Consider the following 20,514-nt stretch of genomic DNA (forward strand, 5'->3'; position numbering starts at 1 on the left):
GGCCCGCGGCCGGGCATTGCGAAAGTTGGGGGACTTGCGAGAGTTTTCGCAGCTATGCCCGGCACGGGCCGGTTTCATTTCTCGGTGAATTGATCAGCCGCACTCACGGCTGCGGGGCTGATTGTCCTGTCTCAGTACAGCTAGTGGCTGAGTTTCAGTCCCACGACCCCGCCGACGATCATCATGAGGAACACGACCTTCAGCAAGGATGACGCCTCAGCACCGGTCACCATTGCATAAACAACGGTCAACGCTGCGCCAATTCCCACCCAGACCGCATAGGCCGTGCCGGTGGGCAGGTCCCTCATCGCATACGCAAGGCCGGCCATGCTGGCCAGCAGCGACGGGATGAACACCAAGGTCGGTCCGAGTTTGCTGAAGCCGTCGGATTTGCCCAGGGCAGTTGCCCAAACAGCTTCCAGCACACCGGATATGACAAGAATGATCCATGACATGGGAATCTCCAATGGGCCGTCTTGTCGCACACCGGGTACGGCACCCATCGTCCGGGAGGCTCACTGTTATAGCGAGGCTCTGCCTTAAAGCTCTCACGCCGCACGGCCCGGGTCGAATTTGGTGAGGTATCTGACCGTGGCTACGCTGATCGGACAGCGGGGAACGAGCAGACAAGGCTGGTGAGTGCAGTGGTGGCAGCAGGCCGTACATCAGGTGCCGCCGCAGCTACCCCGCGCGCCGTTTTGTCGCTCCTCGGTTTATCCGCCGTCATTGCCGGGCTCCTCACCATGCATATCTGGGTGGGCGGATTTGGAGCCTCTTCCCACCACGGGACTGTGGCGGTGGGCGGCACAGCAGCCGGACCTGCCGCGGCACCTCCGGGAACCGGGCACCTTCCGGCACCGGCCGCCCTCATCGGCGCCGCAGCCGCGGATCATGACTCCATGCCCGGCTGCGCAGGCAGCTGCGCCGACGAAGCGGCCTTCGGCATGTGCATGCTCGCACTGGTCATCATGGGTGCATTCGCACTGCGCACTCCTTCAGGGTGCGCGCCTGCCTTCTCGCTGGCCAACAGGGGTCCCCCCGCACTGCCCCGGGCGTTCCGCCCGGCCCCGTGCCCTTCACTCACTCAGCTCTGCATCAGCCGCACGTAAAATCCGCGTCCTTTGGACAGCGCACAGCAGCCAATGCACCCACAACCTGAGTATTGAAGGATTTATCCAATGAAACGCCATACATCCCAGCCCCCGCATGCCTTGTCCGCGCTCGCCCTCGCCGCCGCCCTGGTTCTGGCCGGATGCGGACAAAGCGGTACCGGTGACGCAGCCTCCGGAACAGCGGACTCCAGCGCAGCGGAAACCGCCGCTCCGGATTCCGCTGCCGCAAACCACAATGATGCCGACACGATGTTTGCTCAAATGATGATCCCGCACCATCAGCAGGCGGTCGAGATGAGCAACATGATGCTCGCCAAGGACGGCCTCAGCCCTGAGATCGTGGATCTGGCCAGCAGGATCAAGGACGCCCAGGGGCCGGAAATCGAGACAATGACCCGCTGGCTGGAGAGCTGGGGAGAACCCGCGGACCCGGCCGACGGCATGCAGGGGCACCAGCACACGGGGTCCGTGGACACCATGGAGGGAATGCTGAGTGAAGAGCAGCTGTCCCGACTCAAAGAGGCCCGGGGCGATGACGCATCGCGGATGTTCCTGGAGTCCATGACGGCCCACCACGAGGGCGCCGTCAGCATGGCCCGGGACGAGCTTGAGGGCGGCCGCAATCCGGAAGCCCTGGAGCTGGCCGGGACCGTAATCAGCACGCAGCAGGCCGAAATAACAGAAATGGGCAAGCTGCTCGCAGCCCTCTAGGCGCCGCCAACCGCTCGGGTTGGACGACTGACCCCTGCACCGGTGGGCGGCGGGGCCGGAGTTCCGGCCCCGCCGCCCATGGTGTTAAGGGGATGGTTCCCGGCGCGGATCCGGGCTAGGCAGGCGCCGGGCTAAACAGGCGCCGGGCTAAACAGGCGCCGGGCTAGGCAGATCCGGGCTAGGCGAGCGTGAGGAAGAGTTTTTCCATGTCGGCGCGGTCGGCCGTGGAGTCCTCGTTGGCGAGGCACTGCTCGAGACCGGTGGCAATGATGGAGAATCCCGCACGGTCAATGGCCTTGGACGCTGCCGCGAGCTGCGTAACCACGGCCTTGCAGTCGGTGCCCTCTTCCAGCATGCGGATGACGGCATTGAGCTGCCCGCTGGCCCGCTTGAGCCTGTTGATGGCTGGTTTCATGTCGTCTGACTCCAGGTGCACGGTGGCCCTCCTCGGTAGATGTTTCTCCAATGTTATACCCCAGGGGGTTTATTCAAGCACGGCAAAAGCCGATTTGAATACCCCCGGGGGTATGTGCCAGACTCGAAGCGGCGGATGAACGCCGCCAGCCACCTGCACCAGAGGAGAAACACATGTGCCGCGCAGTTCCCTGCCGCAAGTGCCGGAAGATGACGTGGGCCGGATGCGGACAGCATGTCCAGCAGGTCATGGCCCATATCCCCCGCGCCGAGCGCTGCACCTGCGATCCGAACGCGCCGAAGGCCTCCCCGTCAAAGGGCTGGCTGACGCGGCTTCTCGGTCGCTAACCGAAGTAGCCGTCATGCACCGGAGGCATGACGGCACAGGGAAACCCCGTACCCCTCCGGGTATCACTATTCGAATCCAAGGAGACAAATGCTTCTCGAACGCATCTATGACGAGGACCTCGCCCAGGCCAGCTACCTCATCGGCTGCCAGGCCAAGGGCGAAGCCCTGGTGGTGGACGCCCGCCGCGACATCGAGGTGTACCGCCGGCTCGCTGCCGCCAACGGCATGAAGATCGTTGCCGTCACTGAAACGCACATCCACGCCGACTACCTCTCCGGCACGCGTGAACTTGCCGCCGCCACCGGCGCGCAGATCTACGTTTCGGGCGCAGGCGGCGAAGACTGGCAGTACGGCTTCGACGGCGAGCGCCTCTTCGACCAGTCCGCGATCACGCTGGGCAACATCACCGTCAAGGCGCTGCACACCCCCGGGCACACGCCGGAACACCTGTCCTTCCTGATCACCGACGGTGCCTTCAGCGACAGCCCCGGCTACCTCCTCTCCGGAGACTTTGTATTCTCCGGAGATCTGGGCCGCCCCGACCTGCTGGACGAGGCCGCAGGCGGCGTCGACACCCGCTTCGACGGAGCTCACGATCTGTTCGTCTCCCTGAAAGAGAAGTTCCTGACCCTGCCTGACTATGTTCAGGTCTTCCCGGGCCACGGCTCGGGCAGTGCGTGCGGCAAGGCGCTGGGCGCCCTCCCCTCCTCCACCGTGGGCTACGAACGCAAGTTCGCCTGGTGGGGCCCGTTCCTTGCCGCAGACGACGAGGCAGGATTCATCGACGCACTGCTCGACGGACAGCCCGATGCACATGCCTACTTTGGCCGGATGAAGCGCCAGAACCGCCAGGGCCCCGCAGTGATGGGAGAGCGCACGCCGCTCGCCGAAATCCCGGTGAAAACAGTTGCCGCCCGTCTGGCAGCCAACGAAATCTCACTGGTGGACACCCGTTCCCACAACCTGGTCCATGAGGGCACGGTGCAGGGGGCTGTGAATATCCCCGCCGGCACCAAGTTCGCCAGCTTCGGGGCCTGGGCGCTGGACCCCGAACAGGATGACCGACCGGTGATCCTGCTGGCCGGGGACCGGGAAACAGCCATGGACATGTGGGACCACCTGGTCCGCGTAGGCATCGATGGGGTCACGGGATACCTGACCACACTCGACGGGCTGCCGGTCTCCACGCCCCGCACCATTTCCCCGGCGGAGCTGGAAAGCTTCGACGCGGCGCTGGTGCTGGACGTCCGCAACAAGACCGAACATGCCGCCGGCCATGTGCCCGGTTCCGCACAGCTCAGTGCCGGACGCGTGCTGTGGAACACCGACCAGCTGCCGGCAGACGGGACCATCGTCACCTACTGCCAGTCCGGTGTCCGCAACTCCGTGGCGGCCTCGGCCCTGCGCCGTGCCGGGTTCGACGTCGTCGAACTCGAAGGCAGCTACGCGGGCTGGGATACCTGGAACCGGCAGCAGAACGCCTAACCCGCCAATCCTCCGATAGAAAAGAACCCCATGAACAACACCCCGCAGACCGTAATCCCCGAAGACCTCAAGGGCTGGATCTCCTCCGGCGACGACGTCGTGGTGCTGGACGTCCGTTCCGCCGCCGAATTCGAGACGCTGCACATCAAGGGCTCCTACAATGTGCCGCTTCCCCTGCTGGCTGAACACACCGATGAACTCGCCGCGAAGCTGGACACCAAAGTGGTGCTCGTCTGCCAGTCAGGTGTCCGTGCCTCCGAAGCCAGGAAGAACCTCGCCGGCGTCGGCTTCAACGACGCCCACGTTCTGGTCGGCGGCGTGCCCGCGTTCCATCAGGCCGGAGGCGAGACCGTCGAAGGGACCAAGCGCTGGGACCTGGAGCGCCAGGTACGCATGGCGGCCGGCTCCCTCGTGATTGCGGGACTGGCGGGCGGAAAATTCCTGTCCCCGAAGATCCGCACCGTTGCCGGATTTGTCGGTGCCGGGCTGACCTTCTCCGCAGCCAGCAACACCTGCGCCATGGGCAAGGCACTGTCCGCGATGCCGTGGAACAAGACGGCCAACGAACCCACCCGTGAGTCCGTTATTGCCCAGCTGCCCGCCGTGAAGAGTTAGCCCCATGACCGCCACCCTCGTTGCGACCCTCCTGCTATCGGTACTCATCGGCCTCTCGCTCGGTCTGCTCGGCGGCGGCGGGTCCATTCTCACGGTTCCGATCCTGACCTACGTTGCGGGGATGAACCCCAAGGAGGCCATCGCCGCATCGCTCTTCGTTGTCGGCGTCACCTCCGCCGTCAGCGCCGTCACCCATGCCCGCAAGGGGCGCGTAAAGTGGCGCACCGGACTCATCTTCGGTGCCGCCGGCATGGCCGGTGCCTTTGGCGGCGGCCTCCTCGGCGGGCACATTCCCGGAACCATTCTGATGATCGCCTTCGCCCTGATGATGGTCGCCACCTCCCTGGCCATGATCCGCGGCCGCAAGGACGTGTCGGCGGCGGCCCACAACAATGACCTGCCCGTCGGCAAGGTCATCCTCGAAGGCCTCGTCGTTGGCCTCGTCACCGGGCTGGTCGGTGCCGGAGGCGGTTTCCTCGTAGTGCCCGCACTGGCGCTTCTCGGCGGCCTGTCCATGCCCGTTGCAGTGGGCACATCGCTGGTTGTCATCGCCATGAAGTCCTTCGCCGGGCTCGGCGGTTACCTCACCAGCGTCAGCCTCGACTGGGCACTTGTCGGCGGGGTCACCGCTGCCGCCATCCTCGGGTCGTTCATTGGAGCCCGCCTCGCCGGACGCATTCCCGAGGCAGCCCTGCGCAAGGGCTTCGGAATCTTTGTGCTGCTCATGGGCGTCTTTGTCCTGGTCCAGGAGCTGCCTTCCCCTGCCAACGCCGTGGTTGGGGTTGGCGCCGCAGTGATCGCCGCAGCCGCAGTGGTGTGCTGGTTCTTCGTTCCGGCCTGCCCGCTGCGCAAGGTGCTGGCTTCTCCGAAGGTCCCCAGCCCCGCCGAACGTACCTCAGAACAGGCCTCTTCCTAACAGGGAGTTCCGGCCGCAGATTGGAGCCCGCCCCGGCTATGCGGGGGCGGGCTTCGCTGTTCCCTCCCTTCTCCGGGCAGCGGCGACCAGCTCCCGCACCTGCGGCGCCACCTCACGCCCGAAGCGGGCCAGATCCTCCGCACTGTCGGTGCCGAGGAGAAACCCGGAAATGCCGTGCGCCAGGGCGATATCCGCCAATTCCCGCGCCCACTGACCGGGAGGGCCCTGGAGCAGGCCGCCACCGGCGGCGGAGAAGCTGCCGTTGATGTTCAGCAGCCGGCGCACGACGGCGGGATCCCTGCCTGCTGCTGCGGCGGCGTCGTCAATTGCCTCGTTCATCGCTGCCAAATCGGCCGGGCCGCCCGGCAAATAGCTCAGCGTCGGCACCCATCCGTCCCCCGTTTCCCCCGTAAGCCGGAGCATGCGGGGTTTGTAGGCGCCGATCCAGATGCCGACGCCGTGCGCCGGCGCCGGCCCGCGCTTGGCCCCGTGCGCCCGGTGAATCTTTCCGTCCACCCGCAGCGGGGTGCGTTCGGCCTCGTCCCAGATGCCCCGGATGATGCTGATCGCTTCCGCAAGTCCGGTGACGGCATCCCCGGGTTCCAGCCGCTCTCCCCCGACGGCCACAATGGCGTCCCAAAAAGCTCCGGCGCCGAGCCCCAGTTCAAACCTGCCGCCGCTGAGCAGGTCCAAGCTGGCGGCGCTGCGGGCCACAATCACGGGCTGGCGCAGCGGCAGGTTCAGCACGTTGGTGGCCAGCGTAATCCGCTCGGTGCGGGCAGCCGCATAGGACAGCAGAGTCCATGTGTCCAGGAACCGCGGCTGGTACGGGTGGTCCTGGAAGGTAGCCAGGTCCAACCCCGAAGACTCCGTTGCGACAGTCATTTCCACAGCCCGGCGGGGAGGGGCGGCCGCCGGCGTAATGAACGAACCAAACAGCAGGTCGCGGCCGTAGTCGGGCATGGTGTGCTCCTCGGAAGCTCGGCAGGTGGCGGCTGAGGGAGCCCAGTGTAAACCGCTGCGGCGGAGCTACACCGGGTGGGTCAGGAAGATCCATTCCGGGCAATCCGCGCTGACCGGACGCCGGTCCCAGTCGCCCCAGGTGCGGTCGACCGTCAGCCCTGCCGATTCCAGGCCCGTCAGGATGTCTTCCCGGGAAGGAAATCTCAGGGTTTCCGTTGTGGTCCGGGAGTTGCCGTCCCGGATCCAGTGGTCGGTGTGGGTGACCAGGTCACCGTCGCGGCGCACTTCCGTGCGGACCGTCCCCTGCCCGGTGCTCCGGCCCGCCGTCGTCCAGTTCCGCCAGGCTTCCGCCGCGGGATTGCGCGTTTCAAAGGCCAGCCGGCCGCCGGGCTTCAAGGCCCTTTTGGCGTGGGCAGCCGCAGTTGCCCACGCTGCGTCGTCCAGGAAGTACTGGGCAACGTGTCCCGTCATCAGGACCAGATCGGCCCACCCGGCCGGCAGCGTTTCGGCCGTTCCGTGCAGCCACGAAACGGCGGCCGCGTGTTCCTGCTGCTGCGCGAGCGCAAGCATGGTCCGTTCCGGCTCGACGCCGGTGACGTCGTGCCCCCGGCCAGCCAGCAGACTGCATAACAAACCCGTTCCGGCGCCGACGTCGGCCACCCGCACTGCACCCAGCCCTTCGGCCAGGTCCAGGTAGAAGTCCAGGTCGCGGCGGTCCCGGCTGTCGGCATCGTAACCGGCGGCGAGCTCCGGAATGGCGTAGTAGTTCCCCGGTTCCACGGCCTACCCCCGAACCAGGTTCTCGGCCAGGGACAGCCCGCGGCGGCCAAATGCGGAAAGCCGGGGAAGCAGCAGCGTGGCCATGCCGCATTCCGCTGCGGCGCCGTCGTGCGTTGACCGGTCTCCCACCATGAGCACCCGGTGCGCCGGCAATTCCAGACGTGCCAGCGCCAGCTCGAAGATCCGGGGGTCCGGCTTCTGGACTCCGTGTTCATAGGAAAGCACGTAGTCCTCAATGAGGGCGCCGGCGCCCTGTTCCTTCAGCAGCGGACGGATGTCGAAATGGATATCGCTTAGCACGGCGATGCGACATCCCAGCTCCCGGAGCTTTCCGAGCGTGGGCAGCGCATCCGGGTAGAGCGGGCGGAATCCGGAATACTCATCCACGTGCAGCAGGCTTTCGGCGAGCTCCTCGTCAACACCCGCACGTTGAAAGTGCAGTGCCTCGGCGGCGAAGTACCTGGCGCTGGAAGTGTCCGCATGAAGCTGCGCGGCGGCAACGTCCGGATCGTGTTCATGCCGGTTCAGGGCGGCGCAGATCCGGTCCGTTTCCGGGGAATCCGGGCGCCCCAGCCTGGTCCCGGCGGCCACGACCCGTTCACGGAGCGGCGGATCGTGCACCAGGGTGCCGCTCCAGTCGAAGATCACTGCATCAAAGGCCGTCATGCGGACAACCTATCCAAAGCTCAGGCCCAGCACCTTCCGCAGCCCGTCCGGGCGCAGGGCATCTTCCCTGTCCCGCAGGCCGATCTTCTCTGCAACGCGCCGGGAGGCCACATTGCCGGGATGAATGATGGCAACCAGCTGCTGAACCTGCAGCTCGTCCCGGGCGAAGTCCCGGCAGGCAGCCGCCGCTTCCGTTGCGTAGCCCCGCCCCTGCACTTCAGGGCGCATGTGGTACCCAACTTCCAGTTCAGCCCGGCCGTTAACGTCCTGCCAGGTCAGGCCGCAGTCCCCCAGGAAGGTGCCGTCGGAGCTTTCCACGATCCACAGCCCATGGCCGTGCTCCGCGTAGTTCTTCTCGTTCCAGGCGATCCAGCCCAGCGCTTCACTCCGGGTCTTGGGTGCCGGGTAGTAGGTCATCACGGCGGGATCACCAAGCAGCGCTGCCATATTGTCCAGATCAGCGGGGGACATTTCACGGAATCGAAGCCGGGAGGTGGGAGGGGGAAGCATCCCCACACCCTATGCCCCCGCACCGCGTTTCGTCTCCAGGCTGAAGACCTGCACCACTGACGGGCGCGGAACCCGGACGTCACCCGGCGCGGGCGTCCCGCCGTCGGCCACGTAATCCGGAAAATAGGAGGTATGCGCGCCGTAGCTGCCGTCCTCGCCCGGGTGCTGCACGGCCACGAACACCATGGATTCCTCATCGTGGATCACCGGTCCGCAGGTTTCACCGTCACGCGGCACGGACAGGAACTGCTCCACCCTGCCGCGGTCACTTCCGGAGAGCCCCACCTTGAACAGTCCGTCGTTATAGCCAATGCCCGACGGCGCGCCGTCGGTGGAGATCCACAGGTTGCCGGCTGAATCAAAGGCCAGATTGTCCGGGCAGGAGATGGGGCTAACCTTGTCCTGCGGATAGCCGCTGAAATAGGTGACGTCACCCTGGGCCGGGTCACCGCAGAGCATCAGCAGGTTCCAGCGGAAGTCGGTGGCCGTGGCGTCGTCGCGGGCCTCGGTGATCTCCACGATGTGTCCGTCGCGGTTTTCCCGCCGCGGGTTCACCTCGTCAGCGCGTGCACCGGCGTCGACGCCGCGCTTGGAGTTGTTGGTGCAGGCCACATAGACGCGCCCGGTGGCGGGGTTGGGTTCCACGTCCTCGCAACGGTCCATTTTGGTGGCCCCGGCCTTGTCCGCCGCGAGCCGGGTGTAAACCAGCACTTCCTCCACGCTCATCCCGGCCACCGCTGATTTGCCCCGCACCACCAGCGGCAGCCAGGTGCCCTGCCCGTCGAATCCGCCGTCTGCGGGAACCGCTCCGGTGCCGTCGATTTCCGACTCCGGTGAATTGCCGGCAAACCGTGCCACGTACAGGTCGCCTTCGCTGAGCAGCGTCATGTTGTGGCGCTTGTCGTTCTTCCGGTACTTGTTCTTCGAGACGAACTTGTAGAGGTAGTCGAAGCGCTCGTCGTCGCCGGAATAGGCCACGGCCTTTCCGTTGCGGGCAATGATGACGTTGGCGCCCTCGTGCTTGAACCGGCCCAGGCTGGTGTGCTTGCGCGGCACCGAATCCGGGTCCTCGGGGTCCAGCTCCACGATGTAGCCGAACCGGTTCGGCTCGTTCCGGGTTTCCGGGGTGCGGGCGTCAAACCGCGGGTCCTCCTGCTCCCAGCCCATGGCCGTGGGATCACTGCCCAGCCCATACCGCTTGTCCTCTGCACTGGTGCCCTCGGCGCGGAAGAAACCGTTGAAGTTCTCCTCTCCGGAGAGCACAGTTCCCCAGGGAGTGCTGCCGCCGGCGCAGTTGCCCAGTGTCCCGGCAACGTACCGCCCCTGCGGGTCGGCGGCGGTTTTCAGCAGATCGGAACCGGCTGCGGGTCCGGTGAGTTCAAAAACAGTGTCCAGGGTAATGCGGCGGTTCAGCCGGGCGCCGCGGACGTAGGACCAGGGCTTCCCGCGGTTGCTGCGTTCCAGTTCCACCACTGACATGCCGACGGCGTTGCGGAAGATGTTGCGCCGCTGCAGTTCCTCGGCGGCGGAAGCCGGAGCCGCGGGGAACATGATCTCCGGGTTGACGTACTCGTGGTTGCAGACGAGCAGCCCCTTCTTGCCGTTCGGCTGCCGAAGAATTTCCAGATAGTCGTTGTTGTAGCCGAACTGGCGGGCCTGCGCGGCGGGGGTCTGCCCGGCGAAGGCGAACTCGGGCGAGTCGTCGAAGAGCGGGTCTCCCCAGCGAAGCAGCGGTTCCCAGTCATACCCTGCAGGCACGTCGAAGCTGTCCGCTGCAGCGTCCACGGGTGCGATCGGAGTGAAGGCCAGGCGCCCCGCCTTCGGCCCGCGGCCGGGCGGTGCCGCTGCCGCCGGCGCCGCCGGGCTGCTCAGCGCCAGTACTGCCGCGCCCAGCACCCCGACCGCTCCGGCACCGAGTGCGGTCCGCCGGGAGAACTCCGCGGAGACGATGTCCCGGAAGTAACTGTTGGCGGAGGTGTTGCACACCGCCTTGCTGCAGGCGTTGTCGCATTTCAGGGCGCAAGTGACGGCGCTGCGCTTGCCTCTGGTGTGTCCCAGCATAGGCAGCAGCCGTTTCTTCGGGGCGGAACTGGCAGCGGCAGAGTCGGGGTTCAGCAAGTCGGTCAAGGTCGGGCCTTCCATCCGGCGGGTGTGTCGCTGCCCACGCTGACAGCGTTAGGTGACGCGAAGGAGACCGGCGGTTTAACCCGGGGTGAACAGAAAGTGCTGCCTGTTTTCCTTGAATCGGCCGAGTAGCAACCTAGGTTGACAGTCCGGAAGAGAGCAACGTAGGTTGACAGGCATGGAGTCATCCCGGACGGCGACTGTTGCCGCAGATACCAGCGATCCGCGTGCCGGACTGCGGGCCGTGGCAGCCCTGCGGGTACTCGCGGATACCCTCGAGCTGCGCCAGGTCGAGGCTGCCCTGCACGCCGGAATGAACTGGCAGGCCATTGCCGATGCCTTGGGTGTGACACGCCAGGCAGTGCATAAGAAGTACTCCAAGCGCGTTGACCCCTCGATCCTCAAGCCCAGGAGCCATGGATGAACAAGTTCACCCGCTATGCAACAACCAGTCAGACGCTCTCGCTGACGGCGATGGAGGAAGCCTCGCGGCGGGGTCTTCGGGAAGCCGACCTTGAGGACATGTTCCTGGCACTGGTACTCAATGACCAGCCCGCCGGCCAGGTCCTCCGTGACGCGGGTATCAGCATTCACTCGGCCCGGACGGCCGTCGAGGCATACCAGAAGGATCAGATTGCGTCCCTGGGCATCACCGCCGAGCTCCCGCCGCCGGGAGACATCGTCTTCCACGAAACCGGCGGGTACGCCTGGTCCAGGCGCGCTTCGGACCTGCTCGGCCGGGCAGGCCAGAAAGGACGCACGGGAGACGCTTCCGCAGTACTCCGCGAACTCCTGAACGAGCCCAGCGGACTAATCACCGGGGTGCTGCAGCGGCTCGGGACGGCACCGGCGAAGATTCTGGCGGAACTCGAGCGCACCGAATCATCCATTGAGTCACCGAAGAAACCGGCAGCAGGCAGCCGGGGCGAGGCCACCGGTTCGTTCGAGGCCTTTGTCCCGGCCCCCGTCGAGGATGTCTGGGCGCTGCTGTCCGATCCGGCCCGCATTCCGGAATGGGAACCGGGGATCGGCTCGGTGGAGGATACCGGCGGCCCCCTCCTGCCGGGCCACACGTGGACCGCGCACGCCACCCTGACCAGTCCGGACGGCAAACCCCTGAAGGTCCACGAGAAATTCCGGCACCGGGAAATCGAACTCCTGGAAGCTCGGCCGCCGGCACAGGTCACCTGGCACTTCACTTTTCCGGACACCCGCGCCAGCAGGCCCACGGTCATCTGTTTCGAGCTCGCCCCGGCTACGGGCGGAACCCAGGTCAGCATCACCTTGACCTGGTTCCGGCATCAGGGCTGGCGGGCAATGATCGGCACGCTTCTGGCTCCGCTGCAGCGCTTCCTCGTCTGGATCAAGCTGTCCCAGATCGGCAGCTCCGTCAGCCGTGTTTTCCGGCAGTCATAACCGGCTGGCTGGAACTATCGCCTGGCGGGGGATGTGCGGTAGAGGCGGCGCAGGTACCGCGTGTGGAGGAAATCCCGTTTCACCCATGTCCGATAGGAAAGCCCGGGCTCCAGATCAAGCTGCTGCCACAGTCTGCCACCGTACAGGACGGATCCCGCGGTGATGGCGATAAAAAAGAGAAAGGCTTCCGCCGCGGAAATTTCCCAGATAACCAGAAGCGCCGCATAGCTCCAGCCTGTCGCGACGCCCGTGCCCAGCCTGGGAATCCACTTCATCTCGGGGATGCGCGCCGGGCCGCCCGCGACGCCCAGGCTTAACCCGACAAGAATGATGACACTTAGCTGCAACGCATGCATGGTTCTGTCTCCCCGTGGATCGGCCGCGACTTTCCCCGAACTGCTTCGTAGGTGCGAGGCTACCAAACGCCCCTACTAGACAGGGGTAGGGCAGGGGCCGGGCCGGTTCAGAGCCGGGCGGGGTTTTCCGTGCACCTTGTATCTCGGCTCGCCGCGGGGTCAGCCTTAAGGAACCGTCACCGAAGTCCGCGGTCAAAGGAGCGAGCATGAAACCCATCCCAAAACTGCTTGCGGCCTCAGCGGCGCTTTGCCTCAGTCTTTCCGCCTGCACCACTGCCGGAAACGAAGCTGCTCCATCCCCCGAACCGACCACGACTCCTTCTTCATCACCCAGTTCTTCTTCATCACCGCCTACGTCTTCAACAGCGCCCGTGTCTCCTTCAGCCCCGTCTTTTTCATCGCCCAGTTCCTCTTCAGCACCGGCTGAGTCTTCTTCACCGCCTGCGTCTTCAACAGCGCCCGGGTCTCCTTCAGCACCCGCTTCCCCTTTACCGGCGACGCCGCCCGCCGGTACTTCGGGGACGGAAGGGAGCACCGCTCCGCCCCTTCCCACTGCCGGCCCCGGTGGAAAGTCTGCGCTCGAAATGACGCCGGAGGAGGCCGGCTATGCCGTCATGGCCGGGGTAATCACCCTGGGAGAGTACTGCGCGAGAGACACATTCTGGACGTCCGGAGACACCCAGATGTGCTATTACTACAACAACCCGGAGTTCCTGATGCCGCCGGACTACCGTGAAACGTCCTGGCGCGACAGCCCTACGCGGCATTGGTTCACCTACGACGAGGCGTACGAAGCTTGGCAGTCCGGGATGCCCTACTACGTGGCTTTCTGCCTCAGCTATGTGCCGGTGACAGCAGGCGGTGTTTCTCAGTGCGAGGGCATTCAGGCGGGAACTGTGGATGCCTATACCGGCGAGTACATAGGCCCTTAGAGCGAACCGGATTGCCAGGATGCAGCCCGGTGCTGGCTGAGAAACCCGCCATTCCTCCTCAGAATGCCGGCTTCCTGCGGGTCCCGGCGCACGCGTTCCCACTCTCTGTGGCGCATGTGCACTTCTGTGACCACAGCAGCCACGGGAGGCCACTTACGGTGGGAACCCGTGCGGTGCGGGGAATGAACTAATGGACCCCGGCGTCCCAGGACCGCCCGGACCGCCCGGACCGGCCGGAAGCTGCGCATAGACCCGCGCCAGCCTGTCCAGCCACCACCGGGTCACGTCCGGACCGGCGGCATACCGCTCCAGCAGCTCCTCCGACACAGGCACTTCACGCACCGCCAGCGCACCGCCGTCGGGCAGCAGCGGCTCCGCGGTGACATCGCCGTCCATCAGTGACAGAGTGCCCAGCCCGCAGGCATACGGCAGCTGTGGCAGGGAGGCGGCCAGCGCGACGCCGGCGCGGATGCCCACGGAGGTGTCAAGCGCCGAGCTGACGACGGCGGGCAGGCCGGCTGCCGCCACGATGGACAGGGCCCGGCGCACACCGCCCAGCGGCGCCACCTTGACCACGATCAAATCAGCAGCGTCTTCACGGGCCACCCGGAGGGGATCGGTTTCCTTGCGCACGCTTTCATCGGCGGCAATCAGCACCGGAACCCCGCGGCGCGCCAGCTCTTCCCGCACCGCACGCAGTCCGGCGATATCCGGAACAGGCTGCTCGGCGTATTCCAGCCCCGCCTCGGCCAGTGTTTCCAGGGCGCCGACGGCGGTGGGCACGTCCCAGCCCCCGTTGGCGTCCACCCGGATCCCGGCGCCGGGGAGCAGCCGCCGGACCTCGGCCACCCGCGCCAGGTCCTCGGCAACGGTTTGGCCGCGCTCGGCCACCTTCACCTTCACGGCGGACACGGCGCCGAACCGGGCCAGGACCGTTTCAACCTGATCCACGCCGACTGCGGGCACGGTGCCGTTAACCGGCACGGAGGTCCGGACCGGTTCGGGGTACCCCTCCCCCGCCGCCTCCAGGGCGGCCGCCAGCCAGGGAGCGGCTTCGGCGTCGTCGTATTCGGGGAACGGGGAAAACTCGCCCCAGCCAGCCGGGCCGGGGAGCAGCAGCGCCTCCCGGTGCAGGATGCCGCGGAATTTCACCCGCATGGGCACCGACACAACGCGGGCATCGGCGAGCAGTGCGGACAGGTCCGGACGGAAGCCGGTCACCGGGGGAAGATCAGGAGTAGCCACCCAGCCAGCCTAGTCCCGGCACCCGTCCGCAGGGTCATGACGGCGGTCACAGCGGTCGTTCAGCCAAGTGCCAAGTTCCAGTGGCAGACTAGGAGGCAATGAATACCCGCAATCTCCTGAACAGCCGCGCTCCGACCCGGCGACGGCCAGCCCACAACGCCGCTGTGTTCCTCTTCGGGGCACTGCTGTGCGCGGCCGCCGTGGCCGTGACCTACTGGGCGTTTGTCCGCACCACCACCGGCCAGCTGGCCGATGAGTCGGCCTGGCGCGAAGCCGAGGTGGCGATGCCCGCCTCGCCGCTTCCGGTCCTGGAATTCCTGGACAATTTGCCGCTGCTGTCGGTGTTCATTGCGGGTGCGGTGGTGCTGGCCGTGACGGTGCGACGGCGGCGGCTGGCCCCGGCGGTCATCGCCCTGAGCACCTTCGCGGCCGCGAACATCAGCAGCCAGCTGCTGAAGCGGCTCTTTTTTGACCGGCCCGACCGCGGGGTCATCACCCTGGACTTCAATTCGCTGCCCTCCGGCCACACCACGCTGGCTGCCTCTGCTGCCGCGGTGGTCTTCCTTCTCGCGTCCCCGCGCTGGCGCCCGGCCGTGGCAGCTGCGGGCGGCAGCTACGCCGTACTCGCCGGAGCGGCCACCTTTGTTAACCTCTGGCACCGCCCGGCCGACGTCGTTGCCTCCTTCCTGGTGGTGGGCACCTGGACGCTGATCGGCGGACTGGTCATGATGCGGACAACGCCGGACTGGAACTACTGGCCGCCCGGCGGCCGCAGCCGCGGCGGGTCCCCGGTGTTTACGGCCCTGTGCGCGGTTCCGGGCCTGCTCGCCCTGGTGCTCGCGGTGGGCGCCTACCTGTACGCCACCAGCGGCACCACGGTGCTGGGCAGCAGCGAATCCATGCTGCTGTACTTCTGGTCCGGGCTGAGCCTGATTGTCGGAGTGGGCTACGTTCTCAGCGCCCTGGCCTGCTGGTTGTTCTCTATGCAGGCGGGAGACCCGGCCCGCTGACAGGTCCTGCCGGTCCTGCCGGTTCGCCCGCCGGATTTCCGGCCGGCTGCCCGTAGCCTGGCCGACCCTTGGGCACCCACCGCCACAGCGCGGCGGCCCCCAGCAGGCCCAGCACAGCAGTGGCTCCGATGCCGGCCGAGAGACTCGCCAGCGCGGTGACCGCCGAGAGCAGCGCCGGTCCGGCCATCGTGCCGCTGTCAGCGAGCAGCCGCCAGATCCCCAGGAACTGCGGGCGTCCCGGGGAAGGCGAGAAGTCCGCGCCCAGCGTCATGACAATTCCGGATCCGATGCCGTTGCCGAATCCCAGGACCAGGGACACCAGCAGCAGGCCGGTGCCGCTGGCGGTCAGCGGCATCAAGGCCAGGCCCGCGGCCATGGTGAGCATGCACGGCACCGCCACCCAGCGCCGGCCCTTCAGGTCCATGACCTTGCCCGCGGGATAGAAAATCAGCATGTCGATGGCGCCGGAGACCCCGTAGATGAGGGCCGTCTGCGTGGGGTCCAGGCCAATGTGCTGGGCCCACAGGGGAATCACTGCCTGCCGGGAGGCCCGCACTGCGGCAATCAGCAGGATCCCGAGGCCCAGGGTCCGGAACACCCGCCCGTGGCTGTGCAGAACGGAGCGGACGGTGGGGGCCGGGGCCGGCGGCAGTGCGCCGGTGCCGGCACCCGTGCCGCCGCCGCGAGAACCTGCCCAGCCGCGAGAACCTGCCCCGCCGCCCGCGGTCCCGGCTGCCGGCAGGCGAAGTTCGGGAACCTTCAGGCTGATGACGCCCGCCAGCAGGGCGCCTGCGGCGCCCACCCAGTAGGCGCCGGGCGTGCCGGCAAAGTGAATGGCAGCGGCACCGGCAAACGGCCCGGCAAACACTCCTATCCGGTTCACTCCGCCCAGCGTGGACAAAGCCCGGGCCCGGAAATGCACCGGCACCGCCTCGGTCAGGTAACTCTGCCGTGCCAGCCCGAACACCGATCCGGCCATGCCCACCATGAACACGGCCAGGGCAAAGAGCCACAGCGCGGGCGCCAGGGCCGCGGTGACCATGGCAGCCGAGCACCACAGGGACGCGATAACCAGCGCCCACTTTTCCCCGAAACGGGTGGTGAGCACGGTGGCCGGAACATTGGTCAGCAGCGATCCGACCCCGGTCAGCGTGATGACCAGCGCCGCCAGCGCCACGGTGGCCCCAAGATCCCGCGCCGTCAGCGCGATAACCGGCAGGATGGCACCGGTGGCCACCCCGTACAGCAGCGTCGGCCCGAACGCGGGGACGGCTATGGTTTTGAGGCTGAAGGAATCGGCAGGCACCGATTCAGGGTACCGCCCTTACTGCTTGAGCCATTTCCACCGGGCCAGGGTGCGCAGCCGCAGAAGCAGGGCCCGCGACTGCTCCGGCCCGTACGGCAGGATCGGAATGGCCTTGGTCATGTCCACCGAAGCCTGGTCCATGGCGCTGCGGGTAACGGCGACGGCGGTGCGCATCTTGTTCATCTGGGTGGTCACAAAGTCCACGGTCACGGGCTCCCCGTGCCCGGGCACAAAGACGCGATAGAGGTCGTCAAGGGCCGTGATTTTGCCCAGCGTCCGGATCCATTCCTTGGGAAACGAATCCTCGAAGGACGGGTCCGCGCCCTGCTCCACCAGGTCTCCGGTGAACAGAACGTCGCCGGCTCCGACGAGCAGGTCATGGTCGGTGTGGCCGCGGCCCAGGTGGAACAGCGTCACGGAGATCCCGCCCAGATCCAGGTCCACCGGAGCTCCGTCCACGAGCCGGGTGGGCGCCAGGATTTCGGTATGGACGCCGGTGCCGGCTGCCATTTCCGCTTCCAGGGCGACGACGGCGGGACGCTGCGAGTCGCCGTGCTCGGTGATGGCGGCAGCGCAGCTGCTGGTGGCCCAGATGTCCTCCACCCCGTTGGCGGCGAGGACGGCGTTGCCGAAGTAATGGTCAAAGTGGGCGTGCGTATTGACGGCAATCAGCGGCAGGTCCGTGCGCTCCCGGACCGCCTCGAGGATGGCGCACCCCTGCCGCGGCCCGGCACCGGTGTCGATGATCAGCGCCCGCTCATCGCCGATCACCAGACCCGTGTTCATCCCGAACCCGGGGTTGGTGCGTACCAGCACCCGCGGAGCGACCTCCCGCCACGTTGCGGTGTCCTGTCCGGCTGCGTCCGTCATGGGTCCGTCCTTTTTGGTCCGTTGGCTGGATGTCGCCTCCAACCTACCGCGGCGGTGCTGCGGGGGCGGCGCGGAACGGCAAATGTTGCGTCCGCCCGCCCCGGGCCCGCTTACAGGTCTGCGAGCACGCTGCCCGGATTCTCGATGGCGTCGGCAACGTAGCGCAGGAAGCCTCCGGCGGTGCCGCCGTCGCACACCCGGTGGTCGAACACCAGGGTCAGTTCGGTCAGCTTCCGCACGGCCAGTGCTCCGTCCACCACCCATGGCTTGTCGATGATGCGGCCGATGCCCAGGATGGCCGATTCCGGATAGTTGATGATCGCGGCGCTGCCGTCCACCCCGAACACTCCGTAGTTGTTCAGCGTGAAGGTGCCCGAGGTCAGCTCGGCCGGCGTGGCCCTGCCCGCCCGCGCGGTGGCGGTGAGGCGGCGGATCTCGGCGTCCAGCTCCCGGGCGCTCATGGTGTCGGCCCGCCGGATGGAGGGGACCATGAGCCCGCGGTCGGTCTGCGCCGCGAAGCCCAGGTTCACGCCCTCGTAGGAGGTGAGCTGCGCGCCCTCCGCCGGGGAGGCCGCCGGATCAAACCGGGTGTTGAGTTCGGGGAACTTCGCCAGCCCGGCCAGGACAAACCGGGCGAGGAAGGCCATCAGGCCCGGAGTGGTGTCCGGATTGCGCCGCTTGAGGTCCGCACGCAGCTCAAGCAGGGCGGTTGCATCCACGTCCACCCAGACGGTGGCCTCGGGAATGCTGCTGCGGCTGGCGGTCAGGTTCGCGGCGACGGTCTTGCGCAGCCCGGTGACCGGGGTGCGCGAGGCGACGTTCAGCCCGGTGCGCGGGTCGACGGCGGTTGTGGCGGCGGGCTCGACGACGGCGGTCACGACGGCAGCGGCGCCGACGCCTGCTGTTCCGACGCCTGCTGTGCCCGCCACGGTCCCGTTGCTGCCGGCGGCCGCGAGGGCTGCCTCAACATCGGCGCGCAGGATCAGCTGATCCGGACCCGAACCGGAGATCTCGGCGAGCCGGAGGCCGCCGTCCCGGGCCAGCTTGCGCACCAGCGGAGAGATGCACCGCGGCGCCTGAGCGGGGTCTCCGGAAGCGGAAGCACGTGCCGGAGCGGCAGCGGCTTCGGCCGGCATCGCTTCGGTGAGGATTGCTTCAGCGGGGATTGTCTCAGCGAGGATTGCTTCTGCAGGAATAACCGCCGGTGCCGTCCGAGACCGCCGGGTCCGGCGCGCCACGGTGTGTCCGCCCGGGGTGCCATAGCCGATCAGCACGTTGCCCGATCCGGCCTTTTCCTCCTGCCGGTACGCTTCGCCGTCGGGATCGCTCTGTCCGGGGGCAGGGCTTGCCGGGGCAGCAGCAGGCGCCGGGGCCGCTTCGGCTGCGGCAACCGAAGCCGACGGCGACACCGAAATCAGGGGACGGCCAACGTCGAGTGTCTGCCCGGCTTCGCCGTGAAGCTGGGCAACGGTACCGGCGAACGGTGAAGGCACCTCGACCAGTGATTTGGCGGTCTCCACCTCGGCCACCGGCTGGTCAACCAGGATTTCATCGCCCACGGCCACCAGCCAGGTGACCAGTTCGGCTTCGGTCAGGCCTTCGCCCAGGTCCGGGAGCAGAAAGGTGCGCACGCTCATCGGTCCTCCCACTGAAGTTCGTCAACGGCGTCAAGAATCCGGTCCACGCTGGGCAGGAACCAGTGCTCCAGCTTGGGGGCCGGGTAGGGAATGTCGAATCCGGTGACGCGCAGCACGGGTGCCGCCAGCGAATGGAAGCAGCGTTCCTGCACCCGGGCCACGATTTCCGAGGCCACTGACGCAAAACCGGGAGCTTCCGAAATGACCACCGCGCGCCCGGTCCGGCGGACCGACGCAGTGACGGTCTCGTCGTCGAAGGGCACGATGGAGCGCAGGTCGATCACTTCCAGGGACCGGCCCTCAGCGGCAGCGGCCTCGGCGGCAGCGAGGGCGGTCGAGACGGACGGGCCGTAGGCAATCAGTGTTGCGTCGGTGCCGGCGCGGGCCACCGCGGCGGTGCCGATGGCGCCGGGCCGGGGGCCGCCGTCGTGCAGTGGAGCATCTGCTGCTGAACCGCCGGGAGCATCAAAGCGGCTGCGCAGGGCGGCCAGATCGACATCCTCCTTGGTCCAGTAGAGCTTCTTGGGTTCCAGGAACACCACGGGATCGTCCAGCCGGATCGCTTCACGCAGCAGGGTGTAGGCATCGGAAACCGTGGCGGGCGCGACGACGGTCAGGCCCGGCGTGTGGGCGTAGTAGGACTCGGAGGAGTCGCAGTGGTGTTCCACTCCCCCGATGCCGCCGGCGTAGGGAATCCGGATTACCAGCGGCAGCCGGACCTTGCCGCGGGTGCGGTTGGCCATTTTCGCGGCGTGGCTGACCACCTGTTCAAAGGCGGGGTAGGCGAAGGCATCGAACTGCATCTCGACCACGGGGCGCATGCCGTTCATTGCCATGCCCACCGCCATGCCCATGATGCCGGACTCGGCCAGCGGGGTGTCGAAGCAGCGTTCCTCCCCGAAGCGCGCCGTCAGCCCGTCGGTGATGCGGAAGACGCCGCCCAGCGGGCCCACGTCCTCGCCGAACATCAGCACTGAGGTGTCGGCGGCCATCTCGTCGGCCAGCGCGGTATTCAGCGCCTTGGCGAAGGTCAGGGACTCAGGTGCCGCGGCGGCGGGTGCGGGGGCTTCCGCGGTTTGGGGAACTGTCATGGTGCT

Annotated in this window: 23 protein-coding genes and 1 riboswitch; of the genes, 9 read left to right on the plus strand and 14 right to left on the minus strand. The window is 67.1% G+C overall.

Annotated features, from left to right (window positions below; all coding sequences use genetic code 11):
* Window positions 1-140: 140 nt before the first annotated feature.
* Window positions 141-455, minus strand: a complete 315-nt coding sequence (locus tag M1D40_RS15370) for a DMT family transporter (protein ID WP_461169391.1) — start codon at window positions 453-455, stop codon at window positions 141-143.
* A gap of 10 nt (window positions 456-465) precedes the next feature.
* Window positions 466-536: riboswitch (guanidine-III (ykkC-III) riboswitch) on the minus strand.
* Window positions 537-635: 99 nt separating this feature from the next.
* On the opposite strand from M1D40_RS15370, the gene M1D40_RS15375 reads away from it, so the two are divergent.
* Together M1D40_RS15375 and M1D40_RS15380 are read left to right on the plus strand one after the other, a co-directional pair.
* Window positions 636-1,109 (plus strand): hypothetical protein, encoded by a 474-nt coding sequence (locus tag M1D40_RS15375; protein ID WP_461169392.1) that lies wholly within the window; start codon window positions 636-638, stop codon window positions 1,107-1,109.
* 69 nt (window positions 1,110-1,178) lie between these two features.
* Window positions 1,179-1,823, plus strand: a complete 645-nt coding sequence (locus M1D40_RS15380) for a DUF305 domain-containing protein (RefSeq protein ID WP_461169393.1) — start codon at window positions 1,179-1,181, stop codon at window positions 1,821-1,823.
* A 178-nt stretch (window positions 1,824-2,001) separates the two neighbouring features.
* On the opposite strand, the gene M1D40_RS15385 is transcribed toward M1D40_RS15380, so the two are convergent.
* Window positions 2,002-2,238 carry a metal-sensitive transcriptional regulator gene (locus M1D40_RS15385; protein WP_445818879.1) on the minus strand — a complete coding sequence of 79 codons (237 nt, stop codon included), beginning with the start codon at window positions 2,236-2,238 and terminating at the stop codon, window positions 2,002-2,004.
* 435 nt (window positions 2,239-2,673) lie between these two features.
* On the opposite strand from M1D40_RS15385, the gene M1D40_RS15390 reads away from it, so the two are divergent.
* From M1D40_RS15390 to M1D40_RS15400, 3 genes are read left to right on the plus strand one after another with little or no spacing between them, the layout of a single operon-like run.
* A complete protein-coding gene (locus tag M1D40_RS15390; protein WP_461169394.1) occupies window positions 2,674-4,071 on the plus strand; it encodes an MBL fold metallo-hydrolase in 1,398 nt (465 codons plus the stop codon).
* Between the two features lie 30 nt (window positions 4,072-4,101).
* On the plus strand, window positions 4,102-4,686 hold the full coding sequence (locus M1D40_RS15395) for a rhodanese-like domain-containing protein (protein WP_461169395.1): 585 nt from the start codon (window positions 4,102-4,104) through the stop codon (window positions 4,684-4,686).
* Between the two features lie 4 nt (window positions 4,687-4,690).
* Window positions 4,691-5,602 (plus strand): sulfite exporter TauE/SafE family protein, encoded by a 912-nt coding sequence (locus tag M1D40_RS15400; RefSeq protein ID WP_461169396.1) that lies wholly within the window; start codon window positions 4,691-4,693, stop codon window positions 5,600-5,602.
* 36 nt (window positions 5,603-5,638) lie between these two features.
* Here M1D40_RS15400 and M1D40_RS15405 read toward each other — a convergent pair whose 3' ends face one another.
* From M1D40_RS15405 to M1D40_RS15425, 5 genes are all read right to left on the minus strand, one after another.
* Complete coding sequence (locus tag M1D40_RS15405) at window positions 5,639-6,565, minus strand: LLM class flavin-dependent oxidoreductase (RefSeq protein WP_461169397.1); 927 nt, start codon at window positions 6,563-6,565, stop codon at window positions 5,639-5,641.
* Window positions 6,566-6,631: 66 nt separating this feature from the next.
* Window positions 6,632-7,345, minus strand: a complete 714-nt coding sequence (locus M1D40_RS15410) for a class I SAM-dependent methyltransferase (RefSeq protein WP_461169398.1) — start codon at window positions 7,343-7,345, stop codon at window positions 6,632-6,634.
* Window positions 7,346-7,348: 3 nt separating this feature from the next.
* Window positions 7,349-8,011 carry an HAD family hydrolase gene (locus M1D40_RS15415; protein WP_461169399.1) on the minus strand — a complete coding sequence of 221 codons (663 nt, stop codon included), beginning with the start codon at window positions 8,009-8,011 and terminating at the stop codon, window positions 7,349-7,351.
* Between the two features lie 9 nt (window positions 8,012-8,020).
* Complete coding sequence (locus M1D40_RS15420; RefSeq protein ID WP_341393227.1) at window positions 8,021-8,521, minus strand: GNAT family N-acetyltransferase; 501 nt, start codon at window positions 8,519-8,521, stop codon at window positions 8,021-8,023.
* A 9-nt stretch (window positions 8,522-8,530) separates the two neighbouring features.
* Complete coding sequence (locus M1D40_RS15425; RefSeq protein ID WP_461171068.1) at window positions 8,531-10,582, minus strand: PhoX family protein; 2,052 nt, start codon at window positions 10,580-10,582, stop codon at window positions 8,531-8,533.
* A 241-nt stretch (window positions 10,583-10,823) separates the two neighbouring features.
* Here M1D40_RS15425 and M1D40_RS15430 point away from each other — a divergent pair, with 241 nt between their 5' ends.
* Both M1D40_RS15430 and M1D40_RS15435 read left to right on the plus strand, forming a co-directional pair.
* Window positions 10,824-11,069, plus strand: a complete 246-nt coding sequence (locus M1D40_RS15430) for a hypothetical protein (RefSeq protein WP_461169400.1) — start codon at window positions 10,824-10,826, stop codon at window positions 11,067-11,069.
* Entirely contained in the window at window positions 11,066-12,061 is a 996-nt protein-coding gene (locus M1D40_RS15435) for an SRPBCC family protein (protein ID WP_461169401.1), read from the plus strand. The genes M1D40_RS15430 and M1D40_RS15435 overlap by 4 nt, the downstream gene beginning before the upstream one ends.
* Before the next feature lie 14 nt (window positions 12,062-12,075).
* Here the strand turns inward: M1D40_RS15435 and M1D40_RS15440 are convergent, their stop codons facing one another.
* Both M1D40_RS15440 and M1D40_RS15445 read right to left on the minus strand, forming a co-directional pair.
* Complete coding sequence (locus M1D40_RS15440) at window positions 12,076-12,417, minus strand: hypothetical protein (protein WP_461169402.1); 342 nt, start codon at window positions 12,415-12,417, stop codon at window positions 12,076-12,078.
* Window positions 12,418-12,768: 351 nt separating this feature from the next.
* Window positions 12,769-12,894 (minus strand): hypothetical protein, encoded by a 126-nt coding sequence (locus M1D40_RS15445; protein WP_461169403.1) that lies wholly within the window; start codon window positions 12,892-12,894, stop codon window positions 12,769-12,771.
* A gap of 107 nt (window positions 12,895-13,001) precedes the next feature.
* On the opposite strand from M1D40_RS15445, the gene M1D40_RS15450 reads away from it, so the two are divergent.
* Complete coding sequence (locus tag M1D40_RS15450) at window positions 13,002-13,349, plus strand: hypothetical protein (protein WP_341393221.1); 348 nt, start codon at window positions 13,002-13,004, stop codon at window positions 13,347-13,349.
* Between the two features lie 153 nt (window positions 13,350-13,502).
* On the opposite strand, the gene M1D40_RS15455 is transcribed toward M1D40_RS15450, so the two are convergent.
* Entirely contained in the window at window positions 13,503-14,507 is a 1,005-nt protein-coding gene (locus M1D40_RS15455) for an o-succinylbenzoate synthase (protein ID WP_461171069.1), read from the minus strand.
* 185 nt (window positions 14,508-14,692) lie between these two features.
* Here M1D40_RS15455 and M1D40_RS15460 point away from each other — a divergent pair, with 185 nt between their 5' ends.
* Entirely contained in the window at window positions 14,693-15,604 is a 912-nt protein-coding gene (locus M1D40_RS15460) for a phosphatase PAP2 family protein (RefSeq protein ID WP_461169404.1), read from the plus strand.
* Here M1D40_RS15460 and M1D40_RS15465 read toward each other — a convergent pair.
* From M1D40_RS15465 to M1D40_RS15480, 4 genes are all read right to left on the minus strand, one after another.
* The gene (locus M1D40_RS15465) at window positions 15,576-16,910 is read right to left on the minus strand and encodes an MFS transporter (RefSeq protein WP_461169405.1); all 1,335 of its coding nucleotides are present in this window, start codon (window positions 16,908-16,910) and stop codon (window positions 15,576-15,578) included. The two genes, M1D40_RS15460 and M1D40_RS15465, sit on opposite strands and share 29 nt — an antisense overlap.
* Before the next feature lie 18 nt (window positions 16,911-16,928).
* Window positions 16,929-17,780, minus strand: a complete 852-nt coding sequence (locus M1D40_RS15470; RefSeq protein ID WP_461169406.1) for an MBL fold metallo-hydrolase — start codon at window positions 17,778-17,780, stop codon at window positions 16,929-16,931.
* 110 nt (window positions 17,781-17,890) lie between these two features.
* Complete coding sequence (locus M1D40_RS15475; protein WP_461169407.1) at window positions 17,891-19,417, minus strand: dihydrolipoamide acetyltransferase family protein; 1,527 nt, start codon at window positions 19,415-19,417, stop codon at window positions 17,891-17,893.
* Window positions 19,414-20,508, minus strand: coding sequence for an alpha-ketoacid dehydrogenase subunit beta (locus M1D40_RS15480; RefSeq protein ID WP_461169408.1), 1,095 nt, complete (start codon window positions 20,506-20,508; stop codon window positions 19,414-19,416). The genes M1D40_RS15475 and M1D40_RS15480 overlap by 4 nt, the downstream gene beginning before the upstream one ends.
* Window positions 20,509-20,514: the final 6 nt, after the last annotated feature.

The sequence above is a fragment of the Arthrobacter sp. Z1-15 genome, from assembly GCF_054792395.1.